This is a genomic window from Achromobacter sp. PD1, from assembly GCF_048541815.1.
GTDB classification, from domain to species: Bacteria; Pseudomonadota; Gammaproteobacteria; order Burkholderiales; family Burkholderiaceae_B; genus Achromobacter; species Achromobacter bronchisepticus_A.
In genome coordinates, this window is record NZ_CP183349.1 from 1,506,512 (window position 1) to 1,531,037 (window position 24,526).

A 24,526-nucleotide genomic window follows, 5' to 3' on the forward strand; every position below is an offset into this window, starting at 1 on the left:
AGATGGCGCTTCTTGATGTCACCGACGTTCTGCTTGATCCGGACTTCATGGACACCGGCCTGGTCTGCAATCGGATGGCCCAGACGATTGACGTTGATGGCATCGCCACCAACACAGCGACCGCCCACCCATTCGCCGCGGTCGTCACCAGCGACAAGGGCGACCTTCTGCATCGCAATGCGGACGGGTCGCGCATCGTTGGCTCGATCACGGTCCACACCATCTTCCGTCTGTCGGACGGCAGCGCTGGCCAGGACGCGGACGAGATCGTGTGGCAGGGTCGTACCTATACGGTGGTTAACGTCAATGACTATTCGCACTTTGGGCGCGGCTTCGTCTGCGCTACCTGCGACCTGAAAACCCCTTTCAGTGGGTGAGCTATGAACGACAGTTCGACCGGTGGCTATCTCTCTCCCGCCGCCGCGACGCCGCCCGAGGAAGATCTGGAGCTCGATCGGCTTCTGAGCCAGATGGTCCGGGGTATCTCTGGACTACCCGCGGGGGCCGTCCGACCGCGCTGGCAGCCCACGACACCGAAGCAGCCGCCGAACCCAGACGAAAATTGGTGCGCTATTGGAATCTCCGACCAGACTCCCGACGCTTCTCCGGCGATCTTGCACGATCCAGCTGGCGATGGGCGGGACATCTACTGGCGGCACCAGGACATCGAGCTGCTGTGTACCTTCTATGGGGGCCAGGCGAAGATGCGGGCCCAAGCGCTGGCCGATGGCGTGGGAATCCCGCAGAACCGGGAGGCGCTGGGTCTGCGAGAAATGGCGGTGATTGGTACCGGCCCAATTCGGGCTGTGCCGGAGTTGGTCAACAACGTTTGGGTACGTCGCTATGACGTGGTCATTTTTCTGCGCAGGAAGATCAGCCGCACCTATTCCGTTCTCAACCTTCTGAGTGCGGAGACGACGACACACACCGAAGCCGGCGGGGCGGTAGTGGACTCGGTTCCATAAAGCCCCCCCCTTAGCACCGTATTTAGCCGCCTCCGGGCGGCTTTTCTTTTTCCGATCGTAGAGGATCCCATGGCCAATGGACTGCCTGTATCTCGTCTGATCAACGTATCGATCAACATGTCACCCCTGGCCGCACAGGGTGCGAATCTGAACACTGCTCTGCTCCTGGGAGCTTCTACCGTCATCGGCACAGGTGAGCGCATGCGGGCGTACGGAGATATCGATGCCGTAGCGGCGGATTTCGGGACAACGGCGCCCGAGTATCTGGCAGCGGCGCTGTACTTCCAACAAACACCTCAGCCGGCCCAGGTCTATATCGGCCGTTGGGCCAAGACGGCCAGTGCGGGCTCGTTGCGCGGGGCTGTGCTTTCCGCCGCTCAAAAAGACATGACGGTGTGGAACGCCGTGACAGCTGGCGGCTTCAAGATTCAGGTCGACGGGGCGGAAAAAACCGTCGCTGCCCTGGACTTTTCGACGGAGACCAATCTCAATGGCGTAGCCAGCCAAATCGACACGGCTCTGACCGGCGCATCGGTGGTCTGGAATGGATCGCAGTTTGTGGTTACCTCCGACACGACCGGCGTTGCTTCGACCATTGGCTATGCGACTGCGCCGGCAACGGGTACCGACGTATCCGCAATGCTCGGATTGACCTCGACGCAAGCAAGCGCGCCCGAGCCTGGGATTGTTGCAGAGAGCCCTGTCGATGCTGTGGCGGTGTTCCTGGATCGCTTTGCTAACAAGTTCCTGGGCCTGACCTTTGCCGATGCCGCTATGGAAGACAGCGACCATCTGGAGGTGGCTGCATTGATCGAGGCCGATCAGCGCCACCTGTACGCGGTCAGTACGAAGGAGGCCCAGGTGCTGGATCCTGTCTCTACGACGGATATAGCGAGCCAGTTCAAGGCGCTCAGTTACAAATACTCGATGGTGCAGTTCTCGAGTAGCAATTCTTATGCTGCCGCCTCTCTGCTGGGGCGCCTGTTGACGGTGAACTTCAACGCCAATAACACCACGATCACGCTCATGTACAAGCAGGAGCCGGGGATTGTGGCCGAGACGTTGACGAGCACGCAGGCCAACACATTGGAGGCCAAACGCTGCAACGTGTTCGTGGCTTACGACAACGATACGGCCATCATCCAGTACGGTGTGACGCCCAGCGGGATCTTCATCGACTCGGTCTACAACGCGATTTGGTTCCGCAACCGCGTGCAGACGGACGTCTACAACCTCTTGTACACCAGCCCCACCAAGGTGCCGCAGACCGACGCCGGAAATCAACTGATCGCCTCGGTTATCGAGGCGGCCTGCGAAGCCGCGGTCAACAACGGCTACCTGGCGCCAGGTGTGTGGAACTCGGGAGGTTTCGGCGCGCTGAAGCAGGGCGAGACGCTGGCCAAGGGCTACTACGTCTACGCGCCGGCGATCGCTACGCAGTCGCAGGCCGACCGCGAGGCGCGCAAGGCGGTTCCGTTCCAGGTCGCCGCCAAGGAGGCGGGCGCCATTCATACCGTCGACGTTCTGGTCACGGTCAACCGATAAGGGGCAAGCATGACCACTTACAGCTTTATGGATGTGTCCGCCAACCTGGTCGGGCCCGGCGGCGCGTTCAGCCTTGGCTATGGCTCGGCGAATGCAGAAGAGGGGATCACGATCGCGCCAGGCGCGGACAAGAACACCATGATGATCGGGGCGGACGGCGAGGGCATGCATAGTCTGCACGCCGACAAGTCCGGCCAGGTCACACTGCGATACTTGAAGACGTCGCCCACCAATGCACTGCTACAGGCGCTGTATGACGCCCAGTCGTTGGACAGCCGGCTGTGGGGCAAGAACCTGATCACGGTGACCAACAGCGCCAGCAATGACGTCACGGCCTGCCGGTCTTGTGCTTTCAAGCGAAAGCCGGATCTGACCTACGCCAAGGACGGCGATATCGTCGAGTGGGTGTTCGACTGCCTAAAGGTGGACACCCTGCTGGGGACCTACTGATGTCGAGGCGCCAAGATCTTTCCGCCGAGGAAATCCGCGCGCTGTTGGACTACGACGCCATGTCCGGAGAGTTTCGTTGGCACCGCGACATCACGACCGGAAAGGGGCGCGTACTTGCGGCCGCCGGCACTGTTGCGGGCTCTCGAAATCGAGGCGGATATGTCGTTGTGGGAATCCGCGGCCGACGATACATGGCCCATAGGCTTGCTTGGCTTCACGTGACCGGTTCTTGGCCGAATGAGGATGTGGACCATGTCGATGGAAATCCCGGGAACAACTCTTGGGAGAACCTGAGAGATGTTGCCCATGTCACGAATCTACAGAACCAGCGACATGCCCAGAAGGGAAGCCAGTCTGGAATTCTGGGCGTGACCTGGCAGCCGTCCAGGAACAAATGGCAAGCCCGGATCTGCGTGATGGGCAAGCAGATGCATCTGGGGCTTTTCCTGACTGCGACGGAGGCGAGTCTCGCCTACGTGAATGCCAAACGTGCCCTGCACCTCGGCGGCACACTTTGAGGAAATTATGGGTACAGAAATCGAACTTTCCGGGAACCGTTACTCCATCGGGCGCCTGAACGCGAAGCAGCAGTTTCACCTGTCGCGACGGATCGCGCCTGTCATTCCGCCCCTTATCCCGGTGTATCTGCGTCTGGCCCAGGGCGGAACACCGCTGATGGACGATCCTTCAAGCCTCGGTGAGCTGCTACAGCCGTTCACCGACGGCCTGGCGGCGATGAAGGATGAGGACGCGGACTACATCATGGGAGTCTGCCTCAGCGTGGTGCAGCGCCAGCAGAACGGCGCATGGGCCAACGTGTGGAGCGCGAGCCAGGGTGTATGCATGTTCCAAGACATGGATCTGGGCGTGATTCTGCCGCTGATCGTGCGCGTCATCACCCAGAACCTTGGCCCTTTTATGCAAGGCCTGCTTACCAGTCAAGGGAGCGGGCCGGCCGAAGCGCAATAGCCTGGGCCAGCCTGCCGGACGGCGAGGATTGGCTGCTGGCGCCAGTCCTGCGCGGTCACATCCACTACGACAAGCTGCTGGACGGCTCGATCGACCTGGCCGACATCGCGCTCATGAACGACGCGGCGGCCGTGCAGGCTGACAATGAAGTGCTCGCGCGGCGGGCAAGGGAAGAAGGCAATGGCCGGCAACGCTGAAGTGATCCGCGAATTTCTGGTCGCGCTTGGTTTCAAGGTCGACCAGAAGGGGCTCAAGACCTTCAAGGAAGGGGTTGAGGATTCCACCAAGGGCGTTGTGCGCCTGGTGGCAACCATCCAGGGGGCAGCCTTAACCATCGGCGCCAGCGTCGCCGGCTTCGCGTCCAAGATCGAGAGCCTGTATTTCGTCGGCCGTCGCGTAGGCGCCACGGAGAATAGCCTGCGGGCGCTTGGTGGAGCCGCGCGCGATTTCGGCGTGTCGGCAGACGTGGCCCTGGGCAGTGTGGAGGCCATTGCCAAGTTCATGCGGAACAATCCGGCCGGCGAGTCGTATATCGCTAGCCTGGGAGTTCAGACGCGCGACGCCAATGGCAATCTGCGCGACACGGTCGACCTCGTCGCGGACATCGGCCGCGTGATGGCTGCAAAGCCCACTTGGCTGGCCAGCCAGTACAGCAGTGTGCTCGGGATCGACGAGAACCTGATGCTCGCAATGCGGGATCCGGCTTTCGTCGAACGCCTGCAGCAGATCCGTAAGGAGTCCGAGAACAATGGCATGTCGCGGGCGGCCAAGGACGCCCACGAGCTGATGAACTCGATCCGTGAGCTTGGCCGCACCGCGGACAACATGTTCACGCTGATCCAGGCTGATCTGCAGGAAAAGGTCGGGCCTGAGCTGAAGCGGTTTTCAGCATGGTTCAAGGACAACGCGCCAGAAATTGCGAAACGCATCTCAGATGTGGCGCAGGTCGTGCTCAGGATGGCCGAGACAATTCTGCCGATCCTTGGCGTCGTAATCGAGAAGTTTGTCGAGTGGGACAAGGCAACCAACGGCTGGACGACCAACATTCTGTTGGCGGTGGCTGCTCTGAAGGTTCTTGGGGGCTTCCAGATCCTGAGCGGCCTTGGGAAGCTATCGGCGGCATTGCGCGGGGTGGGCGGGGCGGCAGCTGCAGCCCAGGCAGGAGCGGCGGCTGGTGGCGCTGCGGCAGCTGGCGCTGGCGTAGCGGCTGGGGCGACGATAGGCACGACCGCACTGGCCGCGGCAGCTATCGGCGCTCCTATAGCCATCGGGGGAGCCTACCTGCAGCACCAGATGACCGGCACGGAAGAGGGTATCAAACAACGTATTGCCGATCGCCAAGCCAGGATCAAGGAAAAGGACGAACTGATCGAGCTGGATCCTCGGAACGCGGCGAAGTACCAAGCGGAGAAGATCCCGCTAGAGCGGGATATTGCCGAGTACACAAAGAAGCTGGAGCAGTTGAAAGCCGCACCGGCGCCAGTGCCCGCGCCTACGCCGGCCGCCGCACCTGCTCCCGCCCCTCAAATCAGCGCTCCACCGAACCCCATGGCGGGGGCCTTGTTCGACAACCTGGAGAAGCAATACGGCTTACCTCTGGGCTTGTTGGACAGCGTTTGGCTGCAGGAATCGGGACGTGGCAAGAACATGCTGTCTCCGGCCGGGGCGGAGGGCCATTTCCAATTCATGCCGGAGACGGCTAAGGAAGTGGGCCTCAAGGATCCGAATGACCTGGAGCAGTCAGCCAACGCCGCGGCGCGCTACCTGAAATGGCTGCTTGGGCAGACTGGCGGTGATCTGAAGAAGGCGCTGGCGGCCTACAACGGCGGCATCGGGAACCTTGGCAAACTTGGCCTGGATGGTATGCCGGCCGAATCGCAGAAGTACTACCGCGACGTGCTCAGCAGGCTGGACCAACAGCCGTGGCAGGGGTACTACGCGGGGGCCGATCAGGGGCAGACCGTCGGAGTGGAAAAGGGAAGGGCCGTCTCGATGAACGCGAACACCACGATCTATGTCAGCGGAGCTCGCGATCCGATGGCGGTCGCTGAGGCCGTGGCCGACGAGCAGGGGCGCGTCAATGACGCGGCGGTACGAACTATTGGCGGGGCACAAGGATGAGCATTATCGATTCGCTGGGCCTGGACATGATCCTGCTGTCGTCGAAGAAGATCGGCGACATCACGATATCGGCCACGTTGGAAGAGGTCTACCACGACGAGCTGACCATCACGGAGCATCCCGTCGAGAACGGCGCCAATATCAACGATCACGCCTTCAAGCGGCCCAACGAGGTGATCATCAAATGTGGGTGGAGCAACTCCGACTACACGGCCATCCTGGGCGGCACGCCGGCCAAGGTGAACAACGGCATGCCGGCGACGTCTACCTATGTGGACGCCGTCTACTCCCAGCTGCTGGCCTTGCAAGAGTCCCGCAAGCCGTTCGACCTCGTCACCTGCCGGCGGCAGTACTCGAACATGCTCATCCAGAGCCTGATGGTGATAAACGACGATAAGACGTCTGGCGCGCTGATGGTCACGGCCACCCTGCGCGAGGTGATTATCGTCAAGACGAAGGCGACGACGCTGCCGCCGCGGGACGCGCAGGAAGACCCAGCCGCTACAGCGGAGACGGAGAACAAGGGATCAAAAGCGCCGGTACCAGGCACGCCGGCACCGGGTGGAGCATTGCCCGTTCCCAGTTCCATTGGAGGTTGACATGGCTGTGTATGAGATCCCGCTGACGCCAGCGCCTCAAACCTTCGGCATCACGCTGGGCGGCATCGACTACCGCCTGACGCTCCTTTACCGCGGCGGCTGGACAGTCGACATCGCCGACGGCGGGGGCAATCTTTTGGTAGGCGGAATCCCGCTTGTCACTGGCGCCGACCTGTTGGAGCAGTTCAGACATCTGGGATTCCTGGGAGGGCTATTCGTGCAGGGTGCCACCAGCCCAGACGAGTTGCCCACGTTCGAGGACCTCGGGTTCGGATCACGACTATTTTGGGTCACCAAGGAGTAGGCTTTGACCGCCCAAGAACTCCCCGCCATCACCACCTACGGCGACGACGTCACGGCAGCCGAAGACACTGAACAGTGGATCCGGAAGGCTTCGTTGATCGTCGGCACCGAGGACGCGCTGGACCTGTCCGATCTGCGCTTCATCTTCCGTATCAAGCGCGGCGACGTGCAGACGCCAAACACGCTCCGAGTCCGCGTCTATAACGTGGCGCCCCAGACGGCACTGCGCACGATGAAGGAATTCACCCGTGTCGTTTTGCAGGCCGGGTATGAGGGCAACTACGGCATCATTTTCGACGGAACGATCATTCAGGTACGGATCGGGCGAGAGAACCAGACCGACACGTACGTGGACATTCTGGCCGCCGACGGTGACAGCGCCTACAACTTCGGCTTCGTGAACACGACGCTGGCGGCCGGCGCCACCATGCAGGATGTGGTCGACGCTTCGCTTAAGGCCATGGCTCCCAAGGGCGTCACGAAGGGGTATATGGCGCCGCTGACGGAGCGACGACTGCCGCGGGGAAAGGTGATGTTCGGCTTAGCCCGAGATTTTATGGCCGGCGTGGCCCGCACCAGCCAATCCGTCTGGAGCATTCAGGATGGCAAGGCGGTCATGTGGCCAGAGACTTCCTACAACCCTGGCGATGTCCCCGAGATTGGTCCTGATTCTGGTTTGGTCGGGCTGCCGGAGCAAACGTCGAACGGCATCACCGCTCGCATGTTGCTCAATCCTAGCGTGAAAATCGGAACGCTGATCCGACTGAAGAACGAAGCGATCCAGCTGTACGAATACAGCCCTGTGGCAGACCAACAAGCGGAAAACTCGAGAGTGGCAATGCAGAGCGCCCTTCAGGAAGAGGGTTACTACTACGTGATGCTTGCGGAGCATTGGGGGGATACGCGTGGCAACGATTGGTACACCGAGGTGGTTTGCTTGTCAGCAGACGTGTCCGGGTTCCTCGGTTTCGCTCGGATCGGAAAGGCCGCTGACCCGGATCTGATGGTCGTAAAGACCAACCTTTAGCGCAGCGAGTCCTGATATCGCTTCACGTTCGCGCGGTATTGCTCTGGGCTCATGGCAGGCCCCTGAATGATGTATGCACCGGATCCATTGATCTTCGCGCGAGCAAAGTTCGTCAGGTTTAGATCGGAAGCGATGCTGCCGTATTCACCGATGACCACGACCTGGCTTTTCGTCGGCTCAAGGGCAATCCCCCAGCACCCCTTAGACGGGCGCTGCAGGTTGTAGATGTCGGCCAGCTTCAGATTCTTCTGGTTGGCTATCGGAAGGGGGCAAGGACGGCTCGTGTAGAGCGTATAGATAATTTCCTTTTTGGGCATTTCATTGCCGACATCGTCATAGCCTGGAAAGACGTAGACGTCCTCGGCCTGCGCATTGAAGCCAATCAGCGCCAGGGCCAGCAAAATTTTTTTCATATAGGCACCATGAAGCGAATCGAAAGGTCCGACAATCCAGAACTGGCATTTCGCCAGTCATTTCGAGGGCTGCAGGCAGAGATGTGGACGGCGCTACCCGGCATCGTGCAATCGTTCGATCCAGCCGCCCAGACCTGTGCCGTGCAGCCGTCGATCATGATGCCGATTCGCGGGGAGGATGAGACGTTCGTCGCCACGGCGTTGCCGCTACTGACGGACTGCCCGGTCCACTTCCCATCTGGCGGGAATTGTACGCTGACGTTTCCCGTCAAGGCCGGTGATGAGTGTTTGGTTGTTTTCTCGTCGCGGTGCATCGATAGCTGGTGGCAGTCGGGCGGCATTCAGGAGCAGGCCGAGCGGCGTATGCATGACCTGTCGGACGGCTTCGTCTTCGTGGGCGTCCGGTCCCAGCCGCACACCGTTCCGAGCATCAGTACCAGCGCCACGCAGTTGCGCAGCGACGACGGCCAGGCGTTCTTTGAACTGGACCCGAGCAGCCACAAGCTGCGCATCGTGGCGCCTGGCGGCCTGGAGGTGATCACGCCGCATGCCACATTCAGCGAGAGGGTGACCGTGACCGGCCTCTTTACGTTCCTGGGCGGCTTGATCGGCAGCGCGGTATCGGGTGCCGCGGCGACGATCACAGGCACCATCAACTTCTTCGGGTCGCTGACCTCGAACGGTAAGCGCATCGACGACACGCACGCCCACAGCGGCGTGCAGGGTGGCTCGTCCAACTCCGGGCCTGTTGTGTAGGAGATTCCATGCGGTACCGAAAACTAGACGCTAACGGGGATTACTCGTTCGGCGGGCAGCAGCTCGACTATTTCCGGGATACGCCGATGGCGGTGGCTCAGGCAGTCGAGACGAGGCTGATGCTGTTCCGGGGGGAATGGTTCTTGGACACGACAGACGGAACTCCCTGGATGCAGGAGATCCTGGGCAAGAACACGCGCTCGACCTATGACGCGGCTATCCGCCAGCGGATCCTCGGCACACCGGGGGTAACAGAGCTGCTGGCTTACAGCAGTGACCTCGATACAGAGGCAAGACACGTAGCCGTAGCGGCGACTATCAAGACGGTCTACGGACAGACCACGGTACAAGCGAGGATTTGATGGCCATCACCACGACGGCGCCGACGGTAGATGCCACCGGCATCCACGCGCCTACCTATGCGGAAGTCCTATCTTTCCTGCAGACCCAGTTCCGGGCGATCTATGGCGCCGACACGTATCTGGAGGCCGACAGCCAGGACGGCCAGTTTCTGGCCATCATCGCCGCGGCGATCAACGACACGAATACTGCAGCCGTCCAGGTGTACAACTCCTTCTCGCCGGCCAAGGGTATCGGCGCGGCGCTATCCAGCAACGTCAAGATCAACGGCATCAGCCGGGCCTCCGCGAGCGCGTCGACGGTCGATCTGCGGATTGTTGGCCAGGCAGGCACGACGATCCAGAACGGCATAGCCAAGGACGCGAACCAGCAGCAATGGGCGCTTCCTGCAACGGTGATTATCCCGCCCGCTGGCGAGGTGACCGTGACGGCAACCAACACTGTGCAGGGAGCCCTCGCGGCACCGGCAGGGACGATTACTCAGATCGGAACCCCCACACGGGGCTGGCAGTCGGTGACCAACCCGGCTGCGGCCACGCTGGGTGCGCCAGTCGAGAGCGACGCCGCATTGCGCGTGCGTCAGGCTGTTTCCGTTGCGCTGCCGTCTCGCACGGTGCTGGAAGGGACGGTGGGTGCGGTGGCATCTATTGCAGGCGTGGCGCGCTATCGAGCCTACGAGAACGACACCAATACTACTGACGCCAACGGCATCCCTGGTCACTGCATCAGCCTGGTAGTGGATGGAGGGGATGCGATGGCCATCGCCAGTGCTATCGCAGCCAAGAAAACGCCGGGAACTGGCACCTATGGGACCACTACCGAGATCGTCACCGACATCTACGGAATTGCGCATCCGATCCGCTTCTTCCGGCCGGTGGCCGCTCCCATCACCGCGGCGCTGACCATCAGGGCGTTGACGGGCTACACAACGATGATTGGCGATCAGATCAAGCAAGCCATCGCTGACTACGTGAATGCGGTGGAGATCGGTGGAGGGCTGGGTGGTTCTGTCGAGTGGGGCGATGCCATTACCGCAGCAAATTCAATCGGCGGCGGTGTCGTCTACAAGCTGGTCTCGCTGGCGCTGTCGGGGCCCGGAGGGGCTGGAGCGCCAGACGTGCCCCTTGCATTCAACGCGGCCGCAGACATGACGCCTGCGGCTGTCACGCTGATGGTGATCTAGATGGCCGACAACGAAAAGTACCTTGGATTGATCACTGCTTTACATCGTGACAAGCCGAAGTTCTCCGCGATGGTCGGCGCAGTGTCGCAGTCGTTCGTCGATGCCCAGGCTGTCTTTGCAGGCTTCATCCCGGGGTATGACCTTGACCTGGCTGTAGGGGTCCAACTGGATGCGATAGGCCTTTGGGTCGGCGTTTCTCGGCATGTCAGAACTCCACTTGAGGGCGTGTACTTCTCGCTTGACGTCTCCGGCCTAGGCTTTGATGAAGGCGTGTGGAAAGGACCGTTCGATCCAGATTCAGGTGTCACGACCCTTGACGATGACACGTATCGCTTGCTTATAAGGGCAAAGATTGGCGCCAACCACTGGGATGGCACTCTGGATGGGTCCGCGGCGATCTTGAAGCTGATCTTTGGCGACAGTACGCACGTCTTCATCCAAGACAACGGAGATATGTCGATCGACATAGGTGTCGCTGGAGTTCGTCCTTCAGCGGTGTTCCTTGCGCTCTTGGTCGGCGGCTACATCCCTATCAAGCCTGAGGGTGTACGCGTGAACTATTACATCGTCCCGGATGTGGAAGGGCCTTTATTTGGCTTTGACGTGGGAAATCAGTACATCGCAGGCTTCGATATCGGGGTCTGGGGTGATCTCATCCAACTACAGGAGTAGCAATGGCCACCAATCAGATCTTGCAGTTTGGCGCGAGCGCCGGCGCAAACGTTTTGACCCCGGCAGAATACAGCGCGCTTGTCGCGCGTGCCTCTGGATTTCTTTCTGGAGTGGCGAAGTCCAAAGAGGTGAATACACCGCTCCGACAGTCGGCATTTGTAGCGGCGATGATTGGTCAGTTCATCGCTGATACGGCGGCGGTTGATGTGCTGGATGACGGGAATCTCCCCGGCCTTCTAGCCAAGTTTGTTGCGGCCCTCAAGGCCCAAATGCAAGGTCAGGTCGCCACTACCGCCCAGGCCCAAGCCATGACCGACGACACGGTCCTGATGACGCCGAAGAAGCTGGCGGATGCATTCGCCGGCACCAATCAATCGTTGACTTCCCCTGGTTATCAGAAGCTTCCTGGCGGCTTGATACTGCAATGGTCAAAGGTCCTTAGCAACATTAACGGTTTTGCGCCGTGGACTTACCCCATATCGTTCCCAACCGAGGTATTGGGGATCCTGGCTACCGCTGGCACGATATCCACCGATGTCGATATGTCGGCTACCTTGGTTGACGAGCCCTCGGTCGTGAATTGCACGACTTCCGTTTTCGTGGGCGGCGTCCAATCTTCAGTGGCTGGCCAGGTCAGCGTTCGTTATCTCGCAATAGGGCGATAAGACTATGTACTTTTTTTCTCAAAGCACTGGTGGTTTCTATACCCGTGAAATTCACGGCGATGCGATCCCGGAGGATGCCGCAGAAATAAGCGATGAGCTTTACGCATCCCTTATGGGAGGGCAATCGCAAGGCAAGATGATCGTTGCCGGTGAGGACGGCCATCCGATTCTGGCCGATCCGCCGCCGCCCACGGCTGAGCAATTGGCGACGGCGGCTTTGATTAAGCGCGACCGCTTGCTGAGGGACGCGGCCACCCGCATTGCTCCGCTGCAGGACGCGGTTGATCTTGGCGTGGCTACGGAGGAAGAGGACGCCAAGCTGCTTGCGTGGAAACGCTATCGCGTCGCTCTCAATCGCATTGAGCAGCAACCGGGATACCCGAGTGACTTTGTATGGCCGGAGCGACCCGACCAGGCCGCATAACCCGCCCGCTTCGGCGGGCTTTTTTTCGTCTATAGGGGACGCGATGAACGATTTTGAAAAGACGATCGCCTGGTTGGCGGGTATGGGCGCCCTGATCGCCGTGGGACGGGCGCTGACCAGTCAGGAGAAGCTGTCGTGGCGGGTTGTGCTGGGGCGGACGATTTTGGGCAGTACCCTGGGCACGGTGGCGGCGCTGATCTACATCCCATTCCCGGACGCGCCTCAGGCCGTCGTGATCGGAGCGGGCGCAGGTCTTGGAATTCTGGGTGAGCAGGTCTTGGAGTTGGCGGCGCGCCGACTCATCTCGTTCAAGTTGGGAGGTGATTCGAAATGAGCCAATTTCAGCTATCGCAGCGCAGCCTGATGCGGCTGATCGGCGTGCATCCCGACCTGGTCGCCGTCGTGAAGCTGGCGATCCAGCGAACAGCTGTCGACTTCACGGTCGTAGAGGGCGTGCGCACTGTCGAGCAGCAGCGCGAGTATGTCGCCCGCGGAGCCAGCAAGACCATGGCCAGCTACCACTTACCGCAGGCCGACGGCCTGGGTCACGCCGTTGATCTGGCGCCGCTGGTGGGCGGTGGGATTCCCTGGAACGACTGGCAAGCGTTTGCCGACCTAGCCTCGGTGGTCAAGGCATGCGCCGCAGAGCTAGGCGTCCCGGTGGAGTGGGGCGGCGACTGGAAGTCGTTCAAGGACGGCCCGCACTTCCAGATTCCGCGCGACTGGAAGGGGCAGGCATGAACCCGCTGCTGCGCGCCGCGGCGCCATACCTGATTGGGGCGGCCCTAGTGGTGGTCGCGGTCCTGGGCGTGCGCTGGTATGGAGCCAGCCAGTACCAGGCGGGCGGTGACGCACGCCAGGCAGAAATCGAGAAGCGCCAGGCTGCCATCGAGCGCGCCTGGCAGGAGGAAAGAGACCGTGCTGATGCCAAACACCGCGGCGCCGTCCTGGCGCGAGAAGCTGCTGAAAAAACTGTTGCCGCTCAGCGTGGCCGGATTGACGGGCTGCTCCGCCAGCTTGCCAAGCGGCGCGCCGAGACTACCGGCGCCGGCGGCGGACCTGATGCAACCGGCCCCGACTGGATCGGAATTATTGGGTCGTGTGTCGGACGATATGAGCAGCTGGGAAAAGATGCTGCTCGATGGGCAGACCAGGTAAACGGTCTGCAGGGCTACATCCGCGGCCTGGGCGTCGCGCCCTAAGCGCGCTCTGCCCGAACCGCCACCCAGAACCAGTGGCTGAACTTTCCGCGCTTGGCCTTCTGCTTGCGGAAGAAGATGCGGACGCGGCCGACGTGCCCGGCATCCACCACGGCGTCATAGTCGCGGTCTTCCGCTGTCCCCACCTGTGGGAGCGCCTGTTTGGCCTGGGACACGAATGGGCCGGGCACTTGCTCGAGAATTCCGTTGTTGTCCATGGCAGGAAAATACTGTATGGTTGTACAGTATATTCCCGCTGGAATCGGGGTCAGCTTTCGGGCTTTCCCATAGGCTCTGCGACCAGCCGGTCGGCCGGGTAGGGGACCAGGAAATCCCGGGTATCCGCGGCCGGCGCCGTGAGCCAGTCCTGGTAGGCACCCTCTGGCAGGATGACGACCATGCGCTTTTCCTTGCCGGCCTGGTGGTAGTCCTTGAAGAGCGGATCCTGGTCGGCGTTGATGGTGAGCATGGTGTAGCTCTCCTGCCACTGGCCGGCGGCGTCTCGGTAGCGATCCCACAGGCCGGCGATGCCCAGCGGCGCGCCGTCGGCGCGGGTGAAGCGGGTAGCCACTGCGGCGCCGGATCTCCAGTCGGGCTCGAAGATGGCCTCAGCCGGGATGATGCAGTGCTGGGCCCGGCGCCAGGCGTTGCCGAAGGTGAACGACTTGGCCGCGGTCTCGCTGCGTGCGTTGAAGGTGGACAGCTTGCCGGCCTTGTCCAGGCCATCCGCCTTGGTCATGGCGCTGATCAGCCCCCAGCGGCCCACCACCGCCTCGCGCTCCGGCACGGCCTCATCGCCCGCGTCATGCTCCGGCGGTCGGCGCACGAACGGGCCCTGGTAGCGCGGCCACATATCCGACTTGGGCGGCAGCGGGATGCCGCGCGCCCGGAAGTACTTCTCCATCTGTTCCTGCTTCTTGAGCGCGGTGTAGTGGCTGCACATGGGGTACCCTTACACAATCCGGTGGCACCCAAGCATAGATGAATAAGGGTAGGAATGAGGGTAAGGGGATGTGGCGTGCTCGCTACGTCCCTTACAAATCAAAGGCTTGCGCGGCGCTTCTGATTCCAATACCGCCTACCAAATTCCTGCAAAGTGCTGTCAAGCACGGCAAAAAGAAAGCCGCTAGATCCATGATCTGGCGGCTTTTTTGTTTTCAACTCCCAAATGCGGGGAATCGAAGGCCTGGTGCAATGATTAACGCGTCTTCAGATTACAGCCCATTCTTGGGCGCGTTCAGGATAAGGCGCAACCCCAGCGCGGAAATGACGCCCGCAGCACCTCTATCTATCCATTTCTTCGCGCGCAAATAAACTTCTCGCGGGCCTTTGGTCGAAAAGCAAAGCGCCACGATGGCATACCAGCCGAACTCGACCAGGAATACCAGCGGCGGCAGCGCGAAGTAAATCCATGCTGGCGGGTGCTGGGGCAGCAACGCGGCGAAAATGCTTCCATACCAGATCGCAGTTTTGGGATTGCTTAACTGAGTCGTCAGTCCGATCCAGAAGGAACTCCGTCCATTGCGAGAGGTCGCGGCGCCGCCACCGGGCAAGGCGAAAGGTTGCTTGGCGCTACGCCAGATCCGGCCAGCGATGTAAAGCAAATAGGCGCCGCCTGCGATTTTCAGCGTGACATAAAGCCATTCCACGCTTTGCAGCAGAGAATACAGGCCCGCCAGCGCCAGGCCGGCGAACAGCATGCCGCCTGCGCCCATGCCGAAGGCCGAGGCCAGGCCGTCCCAGCGGGACTGGCCGATGGCCTTGCGCGCGACGATGATGAAACTCGGCCCGGGCAACATGGCTCCGAGCCACAGTGCACCGAGAATCGCGAGTATGGATGCGAGAGGAGTCATGATCGTTTGGGAGGCTGAAGCCGCGGGAGGCTTTGATTCTTCCACGAAAGCCGGACCCTGCAAAGGACAGCGCAGTGCCTGCCGCTGGCAGACGTCTTGCAGTTTTTGTATCAGCCGCCTGCCAGCGCCGCCGACGCGGCGAGCCCCTGATGCGTCACCCGCGGCGCTGCCTGTATTGGCGGCGACGGCTCATCCCGCAGGCGAAACACGCCCACGGCTTGCAACAGTTCGGCCGCCTGTGTTTGCAAGGCGGTAGAGGCGTCCGCGGCTTGCGCGACCCGGGCCGCATTCTGCCGGGTCAGCTCGTCCATCTGGGTCACCGCCTGGTTGACTTCGTCGATGTCAGTGGCCTGCGCGCGTCCCGCGTCGCCGATCTGGCTGACGATGCCGGCTACGCGCTCGATACTGGCCACGACTTCGCGGATCACGTGGGCGGCATGGTCGGCCTGGCGGAACCCGTCGCCGGTCTTGGTCAGCGAACCGTCGATCAGGCCGCGGATTTCGCGCGCGGCGCTGGCGCTGCGTTGCGCCAGCGCGCGCACCTCGGTGGCCACGACGGCGAAGCCGCGTCCGCTTTCGCCGGCGCGGGCCGCTTCCACCGCCGCGTTCAAGGCGAGGATGTTGGTCTGGAAGGCGATGCTGTCGATCAAGCCGGTAATCTCGGAAATCTTCTTGGCCTCTTGCTGGATTTCTCCCATCACGGCCGCGACGCCGGCGACAGCCGTGCTGCCGGTGTCGACGATGCGCCGGGCTTCGTCGCTCAGTTCACGGGCATGCTGCGCATTGGTGGCGTTGTCGTGGACGTTCGCCGCCAGGTCGCGCATGGATGTCACGGTGCGCTGCAGCGAATCGGCCTGGGTGCGGGTGCGTTCCTCCAGTTGCTGGTTGTCCTGCATGATGTCGCGCGACGCTGCCGAGAGGGCGGTTGCGGTGGTCCGGACCCCGCTCATGGTCCGGTGCACGGCATCCATCGTGGCTTTGAAGCTTTGCCCCAGGCGGCTATCCATGCTCAAGCCGCCGAAGCGCAAGTCGAACATGCCGGCCTCGCGGCCTATATGCGCGCTGAGCCGGGCCAGTTCCTCGGCTGCTACCGCGGCCCGCTCCATTTTCCAGGCCAGCCAGCCCAGCGCGGCGGCCTGCACCACCACGTAGACCGCATGCAGAAGCACCATGGGCAGGCTGGGTTCCGTGAAGCAGATCGTCCCGTAGCCCCACTGTTGCAGGAAATTGAACGACAGGTGGTGCAGCGCGATGACCACTGCCGCGCACAGGATCGTGCGCCAGTCGCGATAGGCCAGGAGCAGCGACAGCAACACGAAGATGCCGAAATGAATCTCGGCCATGCCGGACATCAAATGGATATGGAGCGCGGCCAGCACCATCAGGCCACAGGCGACGGTCAAACGCGTGCTCAGCCGGCCGGGTCGCCAGAGTATCAGCAGCGAGGGAATGCCTGCGCCGGCCAGGCCGACTGCGATGGCGGCGCCCCAACGCCCGTACTGCGGGGCCATGCACAATCCGACGGCGAACAGCAGCCAGAGCAGGGGCAACATCGCCCGGTCGGTCCGGCGGTACGAGTCTTCCAGCAAATCGCTTGCGTTGCGCATGGCATTTCCTCGCGACGGAAAGCGCGGAACCCCGCGCACGTACGATTTTTATTCAATAATTCCAATTTGTGAATATATATTCCAATTTATTCATATTTGTCCCAAATACGCCACCGACCGGGCCGGGGCGTTGGAGCGCCGCCGCCGACTTGCGCAGCGCGTTTGAAGCGACTGGAAAACCTGGGATATCCTGCTGCCCATCATGATGAGAGTACTGTGGCTCTGCCTGGGTTGCCTGATGCTGGCATTGGGTGTGATCGGCGCGTTTCTGCCCGTCATGCCGACGACCATATTCCTGATCCTGGCAGTCGCCTGCTTTTCGCGCTCTTCGCCGCGGCTGGAGAAGTGGCTGCTGGATAGCCCGACCTACGGTCCCGCGCTGCGCGCCTGGCGGGACCAGGGCGCCGTATCGCGCAAGGGCAAGACCTACGCCTGCCTGGGCATGGCCGTGGGCTACGTGCTGTTCTGGTGGGGCGCGCATCCGTCGTGGATGCTGGCCGCCGCCGTCGCCGTGTTTTTCCTGGCCAGCGCGGCCTACGTCGTTACGCGGCCGGCTCCGCAAGGGCCGCAAGCCGGCAGCGGCCAGGCCCCCCAATAGCTGCCAGCGTCAGTGCGAATGGCGGGGATCGCCCCGCGTTTCCACCACTTTCAGGTACAGCGTCGCAGGCTCCAGGCAGCCGCCGGTCGAAAGCTGACCGACCAATTGCCGGTAGAGTTCTTGCCAGGGCGTCTGCGAAGCCGGCGCCTGGTACGGCGGTTCCAGCTTGCGGCGTTCCATTTCGGTTTCGTCCACCAGCGCGGTGACCGAACGCTGGTTCAGGTCGACACGGATGCGGTCGCCCGTGCGCAATAGCGCCAGGCCTCCGCCCACCGCAGCCTCCGGAGACATGTTCAGAATGGACGGGCTGGCCGAGGTGCCGCTCTGGCGGCCGTCGCCCAGGCAGGGCAGCGAGTCTATGCCGCGCTTGAGCAGATGCGAGGGCGGCGCCATGTTGACCACTTCGGCGCTGCCCGGGTAGCCCACGGTGCCGGCGCCGCGAATCACCAGGATGCAATGCTCGTCGATGTTCAGGGCAGGGTCTTCGATGCGCGCGTGGTAGTCCTCCGGGCCTTCGAAGACGATGGCACGCGCTTCGAAGGCGTTCTCCGAACCGGGCTCCGACAGGTAGGCGCGGCGGAAGGCTTCACCCACGACCGACATCTTGATGATCGCGCTGTCGAAGAAATTGCCGGACAGGACGATGAATCCCGCGCGGTGCTTGAGCGGCGCGTCGCAGCTGCGGATGACATCGGCATTGTTGGTCTTGGCCGTGGCCGCGATTTCGCCGATGGTCTTGCCGGACACGGTGCCGCAATCGGTATGCAGGCGGCCGGCCGCCGCCAGTTCATGCAACACCGCCGGGACGCCGCCCGCGCGGTGAAAGCCCTCGCCCAGATGCTCGCCCGCAGGCACGCAGTTGACCAGCAGCGGCACGTCTTCGCCCAAGCGCTGCCAGTCGTCCAGGCTCAGGTCTATGCCAGTGTGGCGGGCGATGGCGATGAGATGCGGCGGGCAGTTGCTGGAGGCGCCCAGCGCCGAGGCCACGACGATGGCGTTCTCGAAAGCCTGGCGCGTCAGGATATGAGACGGGCGCAAGTCCTCGCGCACCATGTCGCAGATGCGCAGCCCGGTGGCGTAGGCCATCTGGCCGCGTTCGCGGTAGGGCGCGGGAATGCTGGCGCAGGTGGGCAGCGACATGCCCAACGCTTCGGCCAGCGAGTTCATCGACAGCGCCGTGCCCATGGTGTTGCAGTGGCCGATGGATGGCGACGACGCCGTGGCCAGCGTCATGAAGCCTTCGTAGTCCAGCTTGCCCGCGGCCATCAGGTTGCGCGCATGCCAGATGACGGTGCCGGAGCCGACGCGCTGGCCGTCGTGCCAGCCGTCCAGCATCGGTCCGCCGGACAGCACGATGGCGGGAATGTCGACGGTGGTCGCGGCCATGAGGCAGGCGGGCGTGGTCTTGTCGCAACCGGTCGTCAGGACCACGCCGTCCAGCGGATAGCCGTGCAGGATCTCGACCAGGCCGAGGTAGGCCAGGTTGCGGTCCAGCGCGGCGGTGGGGCGCCGGCCCTGTTCGGCCAGCGGGTGCACGGGAAACTCCATGGGGATGCCGCCTGCGTCGCGGATGCCGGCCTTGATGCGCTCGGCCAGCGCCAGGTGATGCCGGTTGCAGGGCGCCAGGTCGCTGCCGGTCTGGGCGATGCCGATGATCGGCCGCCCCGATTGCAGTTCCTGGCGCGTCAGGCCGTAGTTGAGATAGCGCTCGACATAGATGGCCGTCATGTCGGCGTGCGCCGGATCATCGAACCACTTCTGGCTGCGCAGCTTGCGGGGAGTCTGGGACATGGGATTCTCGTTTACAGCGGTTGCGTGGCAGCCCGGCGCGCGTCCGGGCCGCAAAAGGCCTAGTTGCGCGCCTTCTGGATTTCGTCGTTGAGCTGCTTGACCAGCTCGGGGCCGAGGTCCTGCGTGTACTTGTCGACCACCGGCTGCACCTTCTGGCGCATGCGCGCGATCTCTTCGGGCGAGACCGTGTTGATCTTCATGCCAGCCTTCTCCAGCGTGGTCATGGCCTTCTGCGAATCGGCGCGGCTGTCCTGGCGTTCAAAGTCGCGCGAGGACGCGGCGGCCTGGCGGATCAGCTTCTGTTCTTCCGGCGACAGGGTGTCCCACCATTTCTTGGACGCCAGTACCACCCAGGGCGTGTAGACGTGGCGGGTAATGGTCAGATAGGGCTGCACCTCGTAGAACTTGCTGCTCTGGATGGTGGTAATGGGGTTTTCCTGGCCGTCCACGGTGCGGGTTTCCAGCGCGGTGAACAGTTCGGAGAACGGCATGGGCACGGCGTTGGCGCCCAGCGTGTTGAAGACGCCCAGCGCGATCTGGTTCTGCATCACGCGCAGCTTGATGCCTTGCAGGTCTTCCGCGCGCGCGATGGGGCGCTTGGAATTGGTCATGTTGCGAAAGCCGTTTTCCCAATAGACCAGGCCGACGATGCCCTTGGCTTCCAGCTTCTTCAGCATGTCCTGACCCATCGGGCCGTCCAGCACGGCGTCCGCTTCCTTTTCGCTGTTGAAGAGGAAGGGCAGGTCGAACACGCCGAACTCCTTGACCATGCCGGCCAGGGGCGCGGTGGATCCCACCATCATTTCCTGTACGCCGCCCACCAGCGCGCTTTGCATCTGTTCGTCCGAGCCCAGGTTGGCCGAGCCGAAGGTCTTCATCTTGAGCTTGCCGCCGCTGATTTTTTCCAGTTCCTGCGCCAGGTGGCGCGCGGCGCGTCCCTGGACGCTTTCCTCGTTCAGGCCGTAGCCGAAACGGATCAGGCGCGGTTTGACGTCGGCGGCGGACGCGACGCCGGCGATAGCGCAGGACAGCGCCGTCGCCAGGACAAGCATGCGGGTCTTGAAACGGGTGATCATGGTGCTCCTCCTTGGGGGTTTTTCTAATGCATCCAGCGTGCGGGGACGGTGATCAGCTCGGGGAAGATCACCAGCAGGACCAGCAGCAGCGTGTAGGCGACGACGTAGCGCCACACGCCCCTGCAGATGGTTTCCATATTGATGCGGGCGACGCCGCAGACCACGTTGAGTACGGTGCCCACCGGCGGCGTCAGCAGGCCCACGCAACCCACCATGACGAACATCACGCCGAAATAGACGGGGTCGATCCCGGCCTTGGTGACCACCGGCATCAGCACCGGCGCCAGGATCAGGATGGTGGGCGTCAGGTCCATCACCGTGCCTACCAGCGTCAGCAGCACCAGCAGGGCGAACATCAGCAGCTTGGGCTGGTCCAGTACGGGTTCCAGCAGCGCGATCAGGTCCTGCGGCATGTCGGCCAGGGTGATCATGTAGGACGAGACCATGGCGGCGGCCACCAGGAACATGACGATGGCGGTGGTACTGGCGGCGTTGATGAAGAGCGGCGCCAGGTCGCGCACGCTGATTTCCCGGTAGACGAACAGGCTCACCAGCAACGCGTAGACCGCGGCGACGACGGCTGCCTCGGTCGGCGTGAAGATGCCGCCGCGCAGGCCGCCGATGATGATGACGGGCAACATCAGGGCCCACAGCGATTCGCGCAGCGCCTTCCAGCGCTTGCTCCACGGCTCGCGCGGCGAGGGCTTGATGCTGCCGTGCTTGCGCGCCACCCAGGTCCAGACCGCAACCAGGGTCAGGCCCATCATCAGCCCGGGCGCGATGCCGGCGAAGAACAGCTTGGTGATCGACACGTTGGTGGCGACGCCGAAGATGATGAACGAGATCGAGGGCGGAATGATCGGCGCGATGATGCCGCCGGCCGCGATCAGCCCCGAGGCCTGGCCCGCGTCGTAGCCTCTTTCGCGCAGCATGGGGATGAGCAGCGAGCCCAGCGCCGCGGCGTCGGCCACGGCCGAGCCGGACAGCGCGGCCAGCAGCACGCTGGCGAAGATGGCGACATAGCCCAGGCCGCCCTGGATGTGGCCCACGAAGGTGCTGGCCAGATTGACGATGCGGCGCGAAATGCCGCCGGCGTTCATCAGTTCGCCGGCCAGCATGAACAGCGGCACCGCCATGAGGGTGAAGCTGTTGGCGCCAGACAGCATGTTCTGCGCCAGGATCTGGGTATCGAAAAAGTCCAGCTGGAACATCATGGCGATCGCGCTGAGCAGCAGCGCGAAGGCGATAGGCATGCCGAGGGCAATCAGCCCCAGCAGCACGAGCAGGAAGACGGTCAGGATCATTGCGGGCGTCCGGGCGGGGTGGGAAAGTTGGAGGCGGAGCCGTCAGACCAGCGGGTCTTCGGGGCTGGATTCCGCCGGCAAGGGCCCGCCCGCAAGGACGCGCACCAGATCGATCAAGGTCAGGATGCCCATGGCGGCAGCCGCATAGAGCGCCGCGGCGTTGAACACCGCCAGCGACATGCCGGTCACAGGCAGCACCGTGTCCAGGCCGATGACGGTCTGGGTCCAGCTGCCCTCGGCCATCAGCCACAGCACCCACAGCGTCAGCAACTGGCAGAACACGTGCGTAGCGCGGCGGGCGGCGGGGCCGAAGCGTTCCACCAGCATGGTGACGCCGATGTGTTGATGCGAGCGCAGCGCTATCACCGAACCCAGGAAGATCATCCAGACGAAGGCCAGCCGGGAGATCTCGTCGGAGACGTTGATGCCGGAATTGAACAGGTAGCGCAGCGCGACGTTGCCGAACAGCAGCACCACCATGACGGCCAGACAGGCCACCATCAGCCAGGTCTGCAGCGCGAAGCACCAATTGGCGGCGCGGGCCAGCGGCGTGCCGCCAGGCCGCCCCGGGGGGGAAGCTTGCATGCTTGTCTCCTATCCGTTTCCCGGAATTTTTTAGGGTTATGCTGTGCGAAATGTTAGCGCTAACATTTTGCGTTTGGCAAGCCCCAGTTTTTTACGTCAGACTACGCGCTCAACAACCGATGCCGAGGACCGATGTCCATCCGTAAACCCCGCAGTTCACGCGCCGGCCGCGTCACCATGCAGGATGTCGCGCGCCACGTGGGCGTGAGCGCGATCACGGTATCGCGGGCGTTGCGCACGCCGGACAAGGTGGCGGAGGAATTGCGGCTGCGCATCGCGCGGGTGTGCCAGGAACTGGGTTACGTGCCCAACCATGCGGCCAGCGCGCTGGCGTCGGCGCGTTCGCAGACCATCGTGGCGCTGATTCCGTCGCTGAGCAACGTGGTGTTCGTCGACATCATCGCGGGGATCAAGGAAGAACTGGACCGGCACGGCTACCACATGCTGATCGGCGTGACCGGCTATGCGCCGGACGAAGAGGAGGCTCTGCTGCGCAAGTATCTGCAGCACGCGCCCGACGGCCTGATCCTGACCGGCATCGACCACAACCCGGGCGTATGGGACCTGCTGGACACGCAGCGCATTCCCACCGTGCACACGATCGAGACGCTGGACGGCGGCGAGCACATGAGCGTGGGCTTTTCGCAGTTCGATTCCGGCTATGCCGCCGGCCGCCATCTGGTGGAGCGGGGCTACCGCCGTATCGGCATCGTCGGCGCGCAGCTGGATCCGCGGTCGCTGCGCCGCTGCGAAGGCTGCCGCCAGGCGCTGCGGGATGCGGGCCTGTATGACCCGGCTCTGGAAATCATGACGCCGGAGAAATCATCCATCGGCCTGGGAGCCTCGCTGCTGGAAGCGCTGCGCACGCGCCATCCCGACTGCGACGCGCTGTTCTTCTGCAACGACGACCTGGCCCAGGGCGCGGTGTTCCAGTGTGGAAGGCTGGGCGTGCCGGTGCCGGAACGCATGGCCATCGTCGGCTTCCACGACGTGGCGGGCACGGCCTGGACCACGCCGCCGCTGTCGACCATCGCCACGCCGCGCTACCAGATCGGCGTATCGGCCGCGAACCTGTTGATGCGCCATCTGGCGGGCGAAGCCGTCGCCGAGCGCCATGTGGACCTGGGCTTCAAACTGGTCCAGCGCGAGACCAGCTGAACGCAATCCTCAGCCCCGGCGCAGCGCCAGGAACACGCCGGAGGCGATGATCAGCGCCATGCCGGCCAAGGCCAGCCCATCGGGCGGACGCTGGAACCAGAAGGTGCTGAACAGTACCGCCAGCAGCAGCTGGAAGTAGTTCAGGGGCGCCAACGTCGCCGCCGCCACGCGCTGGAAGGCGGATATCAGGAAGATCTGCGCCAATCCACTGCAGGCGCCCAAGCCGACGATGAAAAGCATATCGGCGAGATCCGGCCACGGGTCAGGCAGGAAGAATGGCGCCGGCAGCCCCGTGACGACAAGGCAGATGAAGGCCGTGTAGGCATACTGGACCGGTCCGGGCACCTTGCCGGAGAGCTTGCGCGTCAGCACCTGGAACACCGCGTAACTGACCGCGGACACCGCCATCAGCAGCGTGCCCAGCCACGGCAGGTTGGCGCCTGGCCGCACGATCAGCAGCATGCCGCCAAAGCCCGCCGCCACCGCCATCCACTGGGCGGGTCGCACCCGCTCGCCCAGCAGCCAGGGCGACAGCGCCACCATGATCAGGGGCGAGGTGAAGTAGATGGCCGTGGCTTCCGACAGCGGCATCCAGATCAGCGCCGTCATGAAGCAGGTACCCACCGTGGCCAGCAGCAGGCCTCGCAGGATCAACAGCGGTTTTTCGGGCGCATCGCGCAGGCGCGGACCGCCGCGGTGCCGCCACAGCAGCGCCAGCGCCAGCACGGCCACCGCCGAATAGCGCATGATGTTCAGGAAGGGCGCGGGGTAGCGGGCCAGCATGTGCTTGGACCCTGCATCGAAGGTGGCGAAGGCCACCAGCGCGGCAAAGAACAGCAGGATGCCGGTCTGGCGCGCGGCGGCCGGCGAGGGTAACGCAATGGGAACGGAGCTCATGTCGGC

General features: G+C 63.0%; 32 protein-coding genes. 22 read left to right on the plus strand and 10 right to left on the minus strand.

Annotation, left to right across the window (positions count from 1 at the left end; translation table 11 throughout):
• Nucleotides 1–2 precede the first annotated feature (2 nt).
• The 11 genes from ACM1PE_RS06990 (at nucleotide 3) to ACM1PE_RS07040 (ending at nucleotide 7,979) form a co-directional block, all read left to right on the plus strand.
• A complete protein-coding gene (locus ACM1PE_RS06990) occupies nucleotides 3–377 on the plus strand; it encodes a hypothetical protein (RefSeq protein WP_419342801.1) in 375 nt (124 codons plus the stop codon).
• A gap of 3 nt (nucleotides 378–380) precedes the next feature.
• Nucleotides 381–965 (plus strand): phage neck terminator protein, encoded by a 585-nt coding sequence (locus ACM1PE_RS06995; RefSeq protein ID WP_419342802.1) that lies wholly within the window; start codon nucleotides 381–383, stop codon nucleotides 963–965.
• 69 nt (nucleotides 966–1,034) lie between these two features.
• Nucleotides 1,035–2,510 carry a DUF3383 domain-containing protein gene (locus ACM1PE_RS07000; RefSeq protein ID WP_419342804.1) on the plus strand — a complete coding sequence of 492 codons (1,476 nt, stop codon included), beginning with the start codon at nucleotides 1,035–1,037 and terminating at the stop codon, nucleotides 2,508–2,510.
• 9 nt (nucleotides 2,511–2,519) lie between these two features.
• Nucleotides 2,520–2,960 (plus strand): phage structural protein, encoded by a 441-nt coding sequence (locus ACM1PE_RS07005; RefSeq protein ID WP_419342805.1) that lies wholly within the window; start codon nucleotides 2,520–2,522, stop codon nucleotides 2,958–2,960.
• Complete coding sequence (locus ACM1PE_RS07010; protein WP_419342806.1) at nucleotides 2,960–3,478, plus strand: HNH endonuclease; 519 nt, start codon at nucleotides 2,960–2,962, stop codon at nucleotides 3,476–3,478. The genes ACM1PE_RS07005 and ACM1PE_RS07010 overlap by 1 nt, the downstream gene beginning before the upstream one ends.
• Nucleotides 3,479–3,485: 7 nt before the next feature.
• Nucleotides 3,486–3,929, plus strand: coding sequence for a phage tail assembly chaperone (locus ACM1PE_RS07015; protein WP_419342807.1), 444 nt, complete (start codon nucleotides 3,486–3,488; stop codon nucleotides 3,927–3,929).
• Nucleotides 3,930–4,003: 74 nt separating this feature from the next.
• Nucleotides 4,004–4,126, plus strand: a complete 123-nt coding sequence (locus tag ACM1PE_RS07020; RefSeq protein ID WP_419343817.1) for a DUF6889 family protein — start codon at nucleotides 4,004–4,006, stop codon at nucleotides 4,124–4,126.
• Complete coding sequence (locus tag ACM1PE_RS07025; RefSeq protein WP_419342808.1) at nucleotides 4,110–6,050, plus strand: lytic transglycosylase domain-containing protein; 1,941 nt, start codon at nucleotides 4,110–4,112, stop codon at nucleotides 6,048–6,050. The genes ACM1PE_RS07020 and ACM1PE_RS07025 overlap by 17 nt, the downstream gene beginning before the upstream one ends.
• Nucleotides 6,047–6,649 (plus strand): phage baseplate protein, encoded by a 603-nt coding sequence (locus ACM1PE_RS07030; protein WP_419342809.1) that lies wholly within the window; start codon nucleotides 6,047–6,049, stop codon nucleotides 6,647–6,649. The genes ACM1PE_RS07025 and ACM1PE_RS07030 overlap by 4 nt, the downstream gene beginning before the upstream one ends.
• Nucleotide 6,650: 1 nt before the next feature.
• Complete coding sequence (locus tag ACM1PE_RS07035; RefSeq protein ID WP_419342810.1) at nucleotides 6,651–6,953, plus strand: phage baseplate plug family protein; 303 nt, start codon at nucleotides 6,651–6,653, stop codon at nucleotides 6,951–6,953.
• A gap of 3 nt (nucleotides 6,954–6,956) precedes the next feature.
• On the plus strand, nucleotides 6,957–7,979 hold the full coding sequence (locus ACM1PE_RS07040) for a phage protein (RefSeq protein ID WP_419342811.1): 1,023 nt from the start codon (nucleotides 6,957–6,959) through the stop codon (nucleotides 7,977–7,979).
• Here ACM1PE_RS07040 and ACM1PE_RS07045 read toward each other — a convergent pair.
• Complete coding sequence (locus ACM1PE_RS07045) at nucleotides 7,976–8,392, minus strand: hypothetical protein (RefSeq protein WP_419342812.1); 417 nt, start codon at nucleotides 8,390–8,392, stop codon at nucleotides 7,976–7,978. The two genes, ACM1PE_RS07040 and ACM1PE_RS07045, sit on opposite strands and share 4 nt — an antisense overlap.
• 9 nt (nucleotides 8,393–8,401) lie before the next feature.
• Between ACM1PE_RS07045 and ACM1PE_RS07050 the strand changes: the two genes are divergently transcribed.
• From ACM1PE_RS07050 to ACM1PE_RS07090, 9 genes are read left to right on the plus strand one after another with little or no spacing between them, the layout of a single operon-like run.
• Nucleotides 8,402–9,148: a Gp138 family membrane-puncturing spike protein gene (locus tag ACM1PE_RS07050; RefSeq protein ID WP_419342813.1), complete on the plus strand. Its 747-nt coding sequence runs from the start codon at nucleotides 8,402–8,404 to the stop codon at nucleotides 9,146–9,148.
• A gap of 8 nt (nucleotides 9,149–9,156) precedes the next feature.
• Nucleotides 9,157–9,510, plus strand: a complete 354-nt coding sequence (locus ACM1PE_RS07055) for a hypothetical protein (RefSeq protein WP_419342814.1) — start codon at nucleotides 9,157–9,159, stop codon at nucleotides 9,508–9,510.
• Complete coding sequence (locus tag ACM1PE_RS07060; RefSeq protein WP_419342815.1) at nucleotides 9,510–10,691, plus strand: baseplate J/gp47 family protein; 1,182 nt, start codon at nucleotides 9,510–9,512, stop codon at nucleotides 10,689–10,691. Before ACM1PE_RS07055 ends, ACM1PE_RS07060 begins: the two co-directional genes overlap by 1 nt.
• Nucleotides 10,692–11,363, plus strand: coding sequence for a DUF2612 domain-containing protein (locus tag ACM1PE_RS07065; RefSeq protein ID WP_419342816.1), 672 nt, complete (start codon nucleotides 10,692–10,694; stop codon nucleotides 11,361–11,363). It abuts the gene before it with no gap.
• 2 nt (nucleotides 11,364–11,365) lie between these two features.
• Complete coding sequence (locus ACM1PE_RS07070) at nucleotides 11,366–12,028, plus strand: gp53-like domain-containing protein (protein WP_419342817.1); 663 nt, start codon at nucleotides 11,366–11,368, stop codon at nucleotides 12,026–12,028.
• Nucleotides 12,029–12,032: 4 nt separating this feature from the next.
• On the plus strand, nucleotides 12,033–12,452 hold the full coding sequence (locus ACM1PE_RS07075) for a tail fiber assembly protein (RefSeq protein ID WP_306633193.1): 420 nt from the start codon (nucleotides 12,033–12,035) through the stop codon (nucleotides 12,450–12,452).
• A 43-nt stretch (nucleotides 12,453–12,495) separates the two neighbouring features.
• Nucleotides 12,496–12,786, plus strand: a complete 291-nt coding sequence (locus tag ACM1PE_RS07080) for a holin (RefSeq protein ID WP_419342819.1) — start codon at nucleotides 12,496–12,498, stop codon at nucleotides 12,784–12,786.
• Entirely contained in the window at nucleotides 12,783–13,193 is a 411-nt protein-coding gene (locus ACM1PE_RS07085; RefSeq protein WP_419342820.1) for a M15 family metallopeptidase, read from the plus strand. The genes ACM1PE_RS07080 and ACM1PE_RS07085 overlap by 4 nt, the downstream gene beginning before the upstream one ends.
• The gene (locus tag ACM1PE_RS07090) at nucleotides 13,190–13,654 is read left to right on the plus strand and encodes a hypothetical protein (protein WP_419342821.1); all 465 of its coding nucleotides are present in this window, start codon (nucleotides 13,190–13,192) and stop codon (nucleotides 13,652–13,654) included. The genes ACM1PE_RS07085 and ACM1PE_RS07090 overlap by 4 nt, the downstream gene beginning before the upstream one ends.
• Here ACM1PE_RS07090 and ACM1PE_RS07095 read toward each other — a convergent pair.
• The 4 genes from ACM1PE_RS07095 to ACM1PE_RS07110 all read right to left on the minus strand — a co-directional run bounded on the left by ACM1PE_RS07095 (nucleotide 13,651) and on the right by ACM1PE_RS07110 (nucleotide 17,111).
• Nucleotides 13,651–13,869: a hypothetical protein gene (locus tag ACM1PE_RS07095; protein WP_419342823.1), complete on the minus strand. Its 219-nt coding sequence runs from the start codon at nucleotides 13,867–13,869 to the stop codon at nucleotides 13,651–13,653. The two genes, ACM1PE_RS07090 and ACM1PE_RS07095, sit on opposite strands and share 4 nt — an antisense overlap.
• A 50-nt stretch (nucleotides 13,870–13,919) precedes the next feature.
• Nucleotides 13,920–14,594 carry an SOS response-associated peptidase gene (locus ACM1PE_RS07100; protein ID WP_419342824.1) on the minus strand — a complete coding sequence of 225 codons (675 nt, stop codon included), beginning with the start codon at nucleotides 14,592–14,594 and terminating at the stop codon, nucleotides 13,920–13,922.
• A gap of 271 nt (nucleotides 14,595–14,865) precedes the next feature.
• A complete protein-coding gene (locus ACM1PE_RS07105) occupies nucleotides 14,866–15,504 on the minus strand; it encodes a LysE family translocator (protein ID WP_419342825.1) in 639 nt (212 codons plus the stop codon).
• Nucleotides 15,505–15,614: 110 nt separating this feature from the next.
• Nucleotides 15,615–17,111, minus strand: coding sequence for a methyl-accepting chemotaxis protein (locus ACM1PE_RS07110; RefSeq protein WP_223283421.1), 1,497 nt, complete (start codon nucleotides 17,109–17,111; stop codon nucleotides 15,615–15,617).
• A gap of 202 nt (nucleotides 17,112–17,313) precedes the next feature.
• Between ACM1PE_RS07110 and ACM1PE_RS07115 the strand changes: the two genes are divergently transcribed.
• Entirely contained in the window at nucleotides 17,314–17,709 is a 396-nt protein-coding gene (locus ACM1PE_RS07115; RefSeq protein WP_251880894.1) for a YbaN family protein, read from the plus strand.
• A 9-nt stretch (nucleotides 17,710–17,718) separates the two neighbouring features.
• Here the strand turns inward: ACM1PE_RS07115 and ACM1PE_RS07120 are convergent, their stop codons facing one another.
• Genes ACM1PE_RS07120 through ACM1PE_RS07135 form a run of 4 tightly spaced genes read right to left on the minus strand, consistent with a single transcriptional unit; the run spans nucleotide 17,719 to nucleotide 22,465 of the window.
• The gene (locus ACM1PE_RS07120) at nucleotides 17,719–19,500 is read right to left on the minus strand and encodes an IlvD/Edd family dehydratase (RefSeq protein ID WP_419342826.1); all 1,782 of its coding nucleotides are present in this window, start codon (nucleotides 19,498–19,500) and stop codon (nucleotides 17,719–17,721) included.
• A gap of 59 nt (nucleotides 19,501–19,559) precedes the next feature.
• Nucleotides 19,560–20,576, minus strand: a complete 1,017-nt coding sequence (locus ACM1PE_RS07125) for a TRAP transporter substrate-binding protein (protein WP_059380511.1) — start codon at nucleotides 20,574–20,576, stop codon at nucleotides 19,560–19,562.
• Nucleotides 20,577–20,599: 23 nt separating this feature from the next.
• Nucleotides 20,600–21,880 carry a TRAP transporter large permease gene (locus ACM1PE_RS07130; protein WP_118933329.1) on the minus strand — a complete coding sequence of 427 codons (1,281 nt, stop codon included), beginning with the start codon at nucleotides 21,878–21,880 and terminating at the stop codon, nucleotides 20,600–20,602.
• Nucleotides 21,881–21,922: 42 nt separating this feature from the next.
• Entirely contained in the window at nucleotides 21,923–22,465 is a 543-nt protein-coding gene (locus ACM1PE_RS07135; RefSeq protein ID WP_251880891.1) for a TRAP transporter small permease, read from the minus strand.
• Between the two features lie 132 nt (nucleotides 22,466–22,597).
• Between ACM1PE_RS07135 and ACM1PE_RS07140 the strand changes: the two genes are divergently transcribed.
• Nucleotides 22,598–23,623 carry a LacI family DNA-binding transcriptional regulator gene (locus ACM1PE_RS07140; protein ID WP_280016729.1) on the plus strand — a complete coding sequence of 342 codons (1,026 nt, stop codon included), beginning with the start codon at nucleotides 22,598–22,600 and terminating at the stop codon, nucleotides 23,621–23,623.
• 9 nt (nucleotides 23,624–23,632) lie between these two features.
• On the opposite strand, the gene ACM1PE_RS07145 is transcribed toward ACM1PE_RS07140, so the two are convergent.
• Entirely contained in the window at nucleotides 23,633–24,520 is an 888-nt protein-coding gene (locus ACM1PE_RS07145) for a DMT family transporter (RefSeq protein ID WP_118933326.1), read from the minus strand.
• Nucleotides 24,521–24,526 lie beyond the last annotated feature (6 nt).

Coding starts and splice junctions, on each gene's coding strand:
- ACM1PE_RS06990 (WP_419342801.1), top strand. CDS start 3: ATGGCGCTTCTTGATGTCACCGACGTTCTGCTTGATCCGGACTTCATG.
- ACM1PE_RS06995 (WP_419342802.1), top strand. CDS start 381: ATGAACGACAGTTCGACCGGTGGCTATCTCTCTCCCGCCGCCGCGACG.
- ACM1PE_RS07000 (WP_419342804.1), top strand. CDS start 1,035: ATGGCCAATGGACTGCCTGTATCTCGTCTGATCAACGTATCGATCAAC.
- ACM1PE_RS07005 (WP_419342805.1), top strand. CDS start 2,520: ATGACCACTTACAGCTTTATGGATGTGTCCGCCAACCTGGTCGGGCCC.
- ACM1PE_RS07010 (WP_419342806.1), top strand. CDS start 2,960: ATGTCGAGGCGCCAAGATCTTTCCGCCGAGGAAATCCGCGCGCTGTTG.
- ACM1PE_RS07015 (WP_419342807.1), top strand. CDS start 3,486: ATGGGTACAGAAATCGAACTTTCCGGGAACCGTTACTCCATCGGGCGC.
- ACM1PE_RS07025 (WP_419342808.1), top strand. CDS start 4,110: ATGGCCGGCAACGCTGAAGTGATCCGCGAATTTCTGGTCGCGCTTGGT.
- ACM1PE_RS07030 (WP_419342809.1), top strand. CDS start 6,047: ATGAGCATTATCGATTCGCTGGGCCTGGACATGATCCTGCTGTCGTCG.
- ACM1PE_RS07035 (WP_419342810.1), top strand. CDS start 6,651: ATGGCTGTGTATGAGATCCCGCTGACGCCAGCGCCTCAAACCTTCGGC.
- ACM1PE_RS07045 (WP_419342812.1), bottom strand. CDS start 8,392: ATGAAAAAAATTTTGCTGGCCCTGGCGCTGATTGGCTTCAATGCGCAG.
- ACM1PE_RS07050 (WP_419342813.1), top strand. CDS start 8,402: ATGAAGCGAATCGAAAGGTCCGACAATCCAGAACTGGCATTTCGCCAG.
- ACM1PE_RS07055 (WP_419342814.1), top strand. CDS start 9,157: ATGCGGTACCGAAAACTAGACGCTAACGGGGATTACTCGTTCGGCGGG.
- ACM1PE_RS07060 (WP_419342815.1), top strand. CDS start 9,510: ATGGCCATCACCACGACGGCGCCGACGGTAGATGCCACCGGCATCCAC.
- ACM1PE_RS07065 (WP_419342816.1), top strand. CDS start 10,692: ATGGCCGACAACGAAAAGTACCTTGGATTGATCACTGCTTTACATCGT.
- ACM1PE_RS07070 (WP_419342817.1), top strand. CDS start 11,366: ATGGCCACCAATCAGATCTTGCAGTTTGGCGCGAGCGCCGGCGCAAAC.
- ACM1PE_RS07075 (WP_306633193.1), top strand. CDS start 12,033: ATGTACTTTTTTTCTCAAAGCACTGGTGGTTTCTATACCCGTGAAATT.
- ACM1PE_RS07080 (WP_419342819.1), top strand. CDS start 12,496: ATGAACGATTTTGAAAAGACGATCGCCTGGTTGGCGGGTATGGGCGCC.
- ACM1PE_RS07085 (WP_419342820.1), top strand. CDS start 12,783: ATGAGCCAATTTCAGCTATCGCAGCGCAGCCTGATGCGGCTGATCGGC.
- ACM1PE_RS07090 (WP_419342821.1), top strand. CDS start 13,190: ATGAACCCGCTGCTGCGCGCCGCGGCGCCATACCTGATTGGGGCGGCC.
- ACM1PE_RS07095 (WP_419342823.1), bottom strand. CDS start 13,869: ATGGACAACAACGGAATTCTCGAGCAAGTGCCCGGCCCATTCGTGTCC.
- ACM1PE_RS07100 (WP_419342824.1), bottom strand. CDS start 14,594: ATGTGCAGCCACTACACCGCGCTCAAGAAGCAGGAACAGATGGAGAAG.
- ACM1PE_RS07105 (WP_419342825.1), bottom strand. CDS start 15,504: ATGACTCCTCTCGCATCCATACTCGCGATTCTCGGTGCACTGTGGCTC.
- ACM1PE_RS07110 (WP_223283421.1), bottom strand. CDS start 17,111: ATGCGCAACGCAAGCGATTTGCTGGAAGACTCGTACCGCCGGACCGAC.
- ACM1PE_RS07115 (WP_251880894.1), top strand. CDS start 17,314: ATGATGAGAGTACTGTGGCTCTGCCTGGGTTGCCTGATGCTGGCATTG.
- ACM1PE_RS07120 (WP_419342826.1), bottom strand. CDS start 19,500: ATGTCCCAGACTCCCCGCAAGCTGCGCAGCCAGAAGTGGTTCGATGAT.
- ACM1PE_RS07125 (WP_059380511.1), bottom strand. CDS start 20,576: ATGATCACCCGTTTCAAGACCCGCATGCTTGTCCTGGCGACGGCGCTG.
- ACM1PE_RS07130 (WP_118933329.1), bottom strand. CDS start 21,880: ATGATCCTGACCGTCTTCCTGCTCGTGCTGCTGGGGCTGATTGCCCTC.
- ACM1PE_RS07135 (WP_251880891.1), bottom strand. CDS start 22,465: ATGCAAGCTTCCCCCCCGGGGCGGCCTGGCGGCACGCCGCTGGCCCGC.
- ACM1PE_RS07140 (WP_280016729.1), top strand. CDS start 22,598: ATGTCCATCCGTAAACCCCGCAGTTCACGCGCCGGCCGCGTCACCATG.
- ACM1PE_RS07145 (WP_118933326.1), bottom strand. CDS start 24,520: ATGAGCTCCGTTCCCATTGCGTTACCCTCGCCGGCCGCCGCGCGCCAG.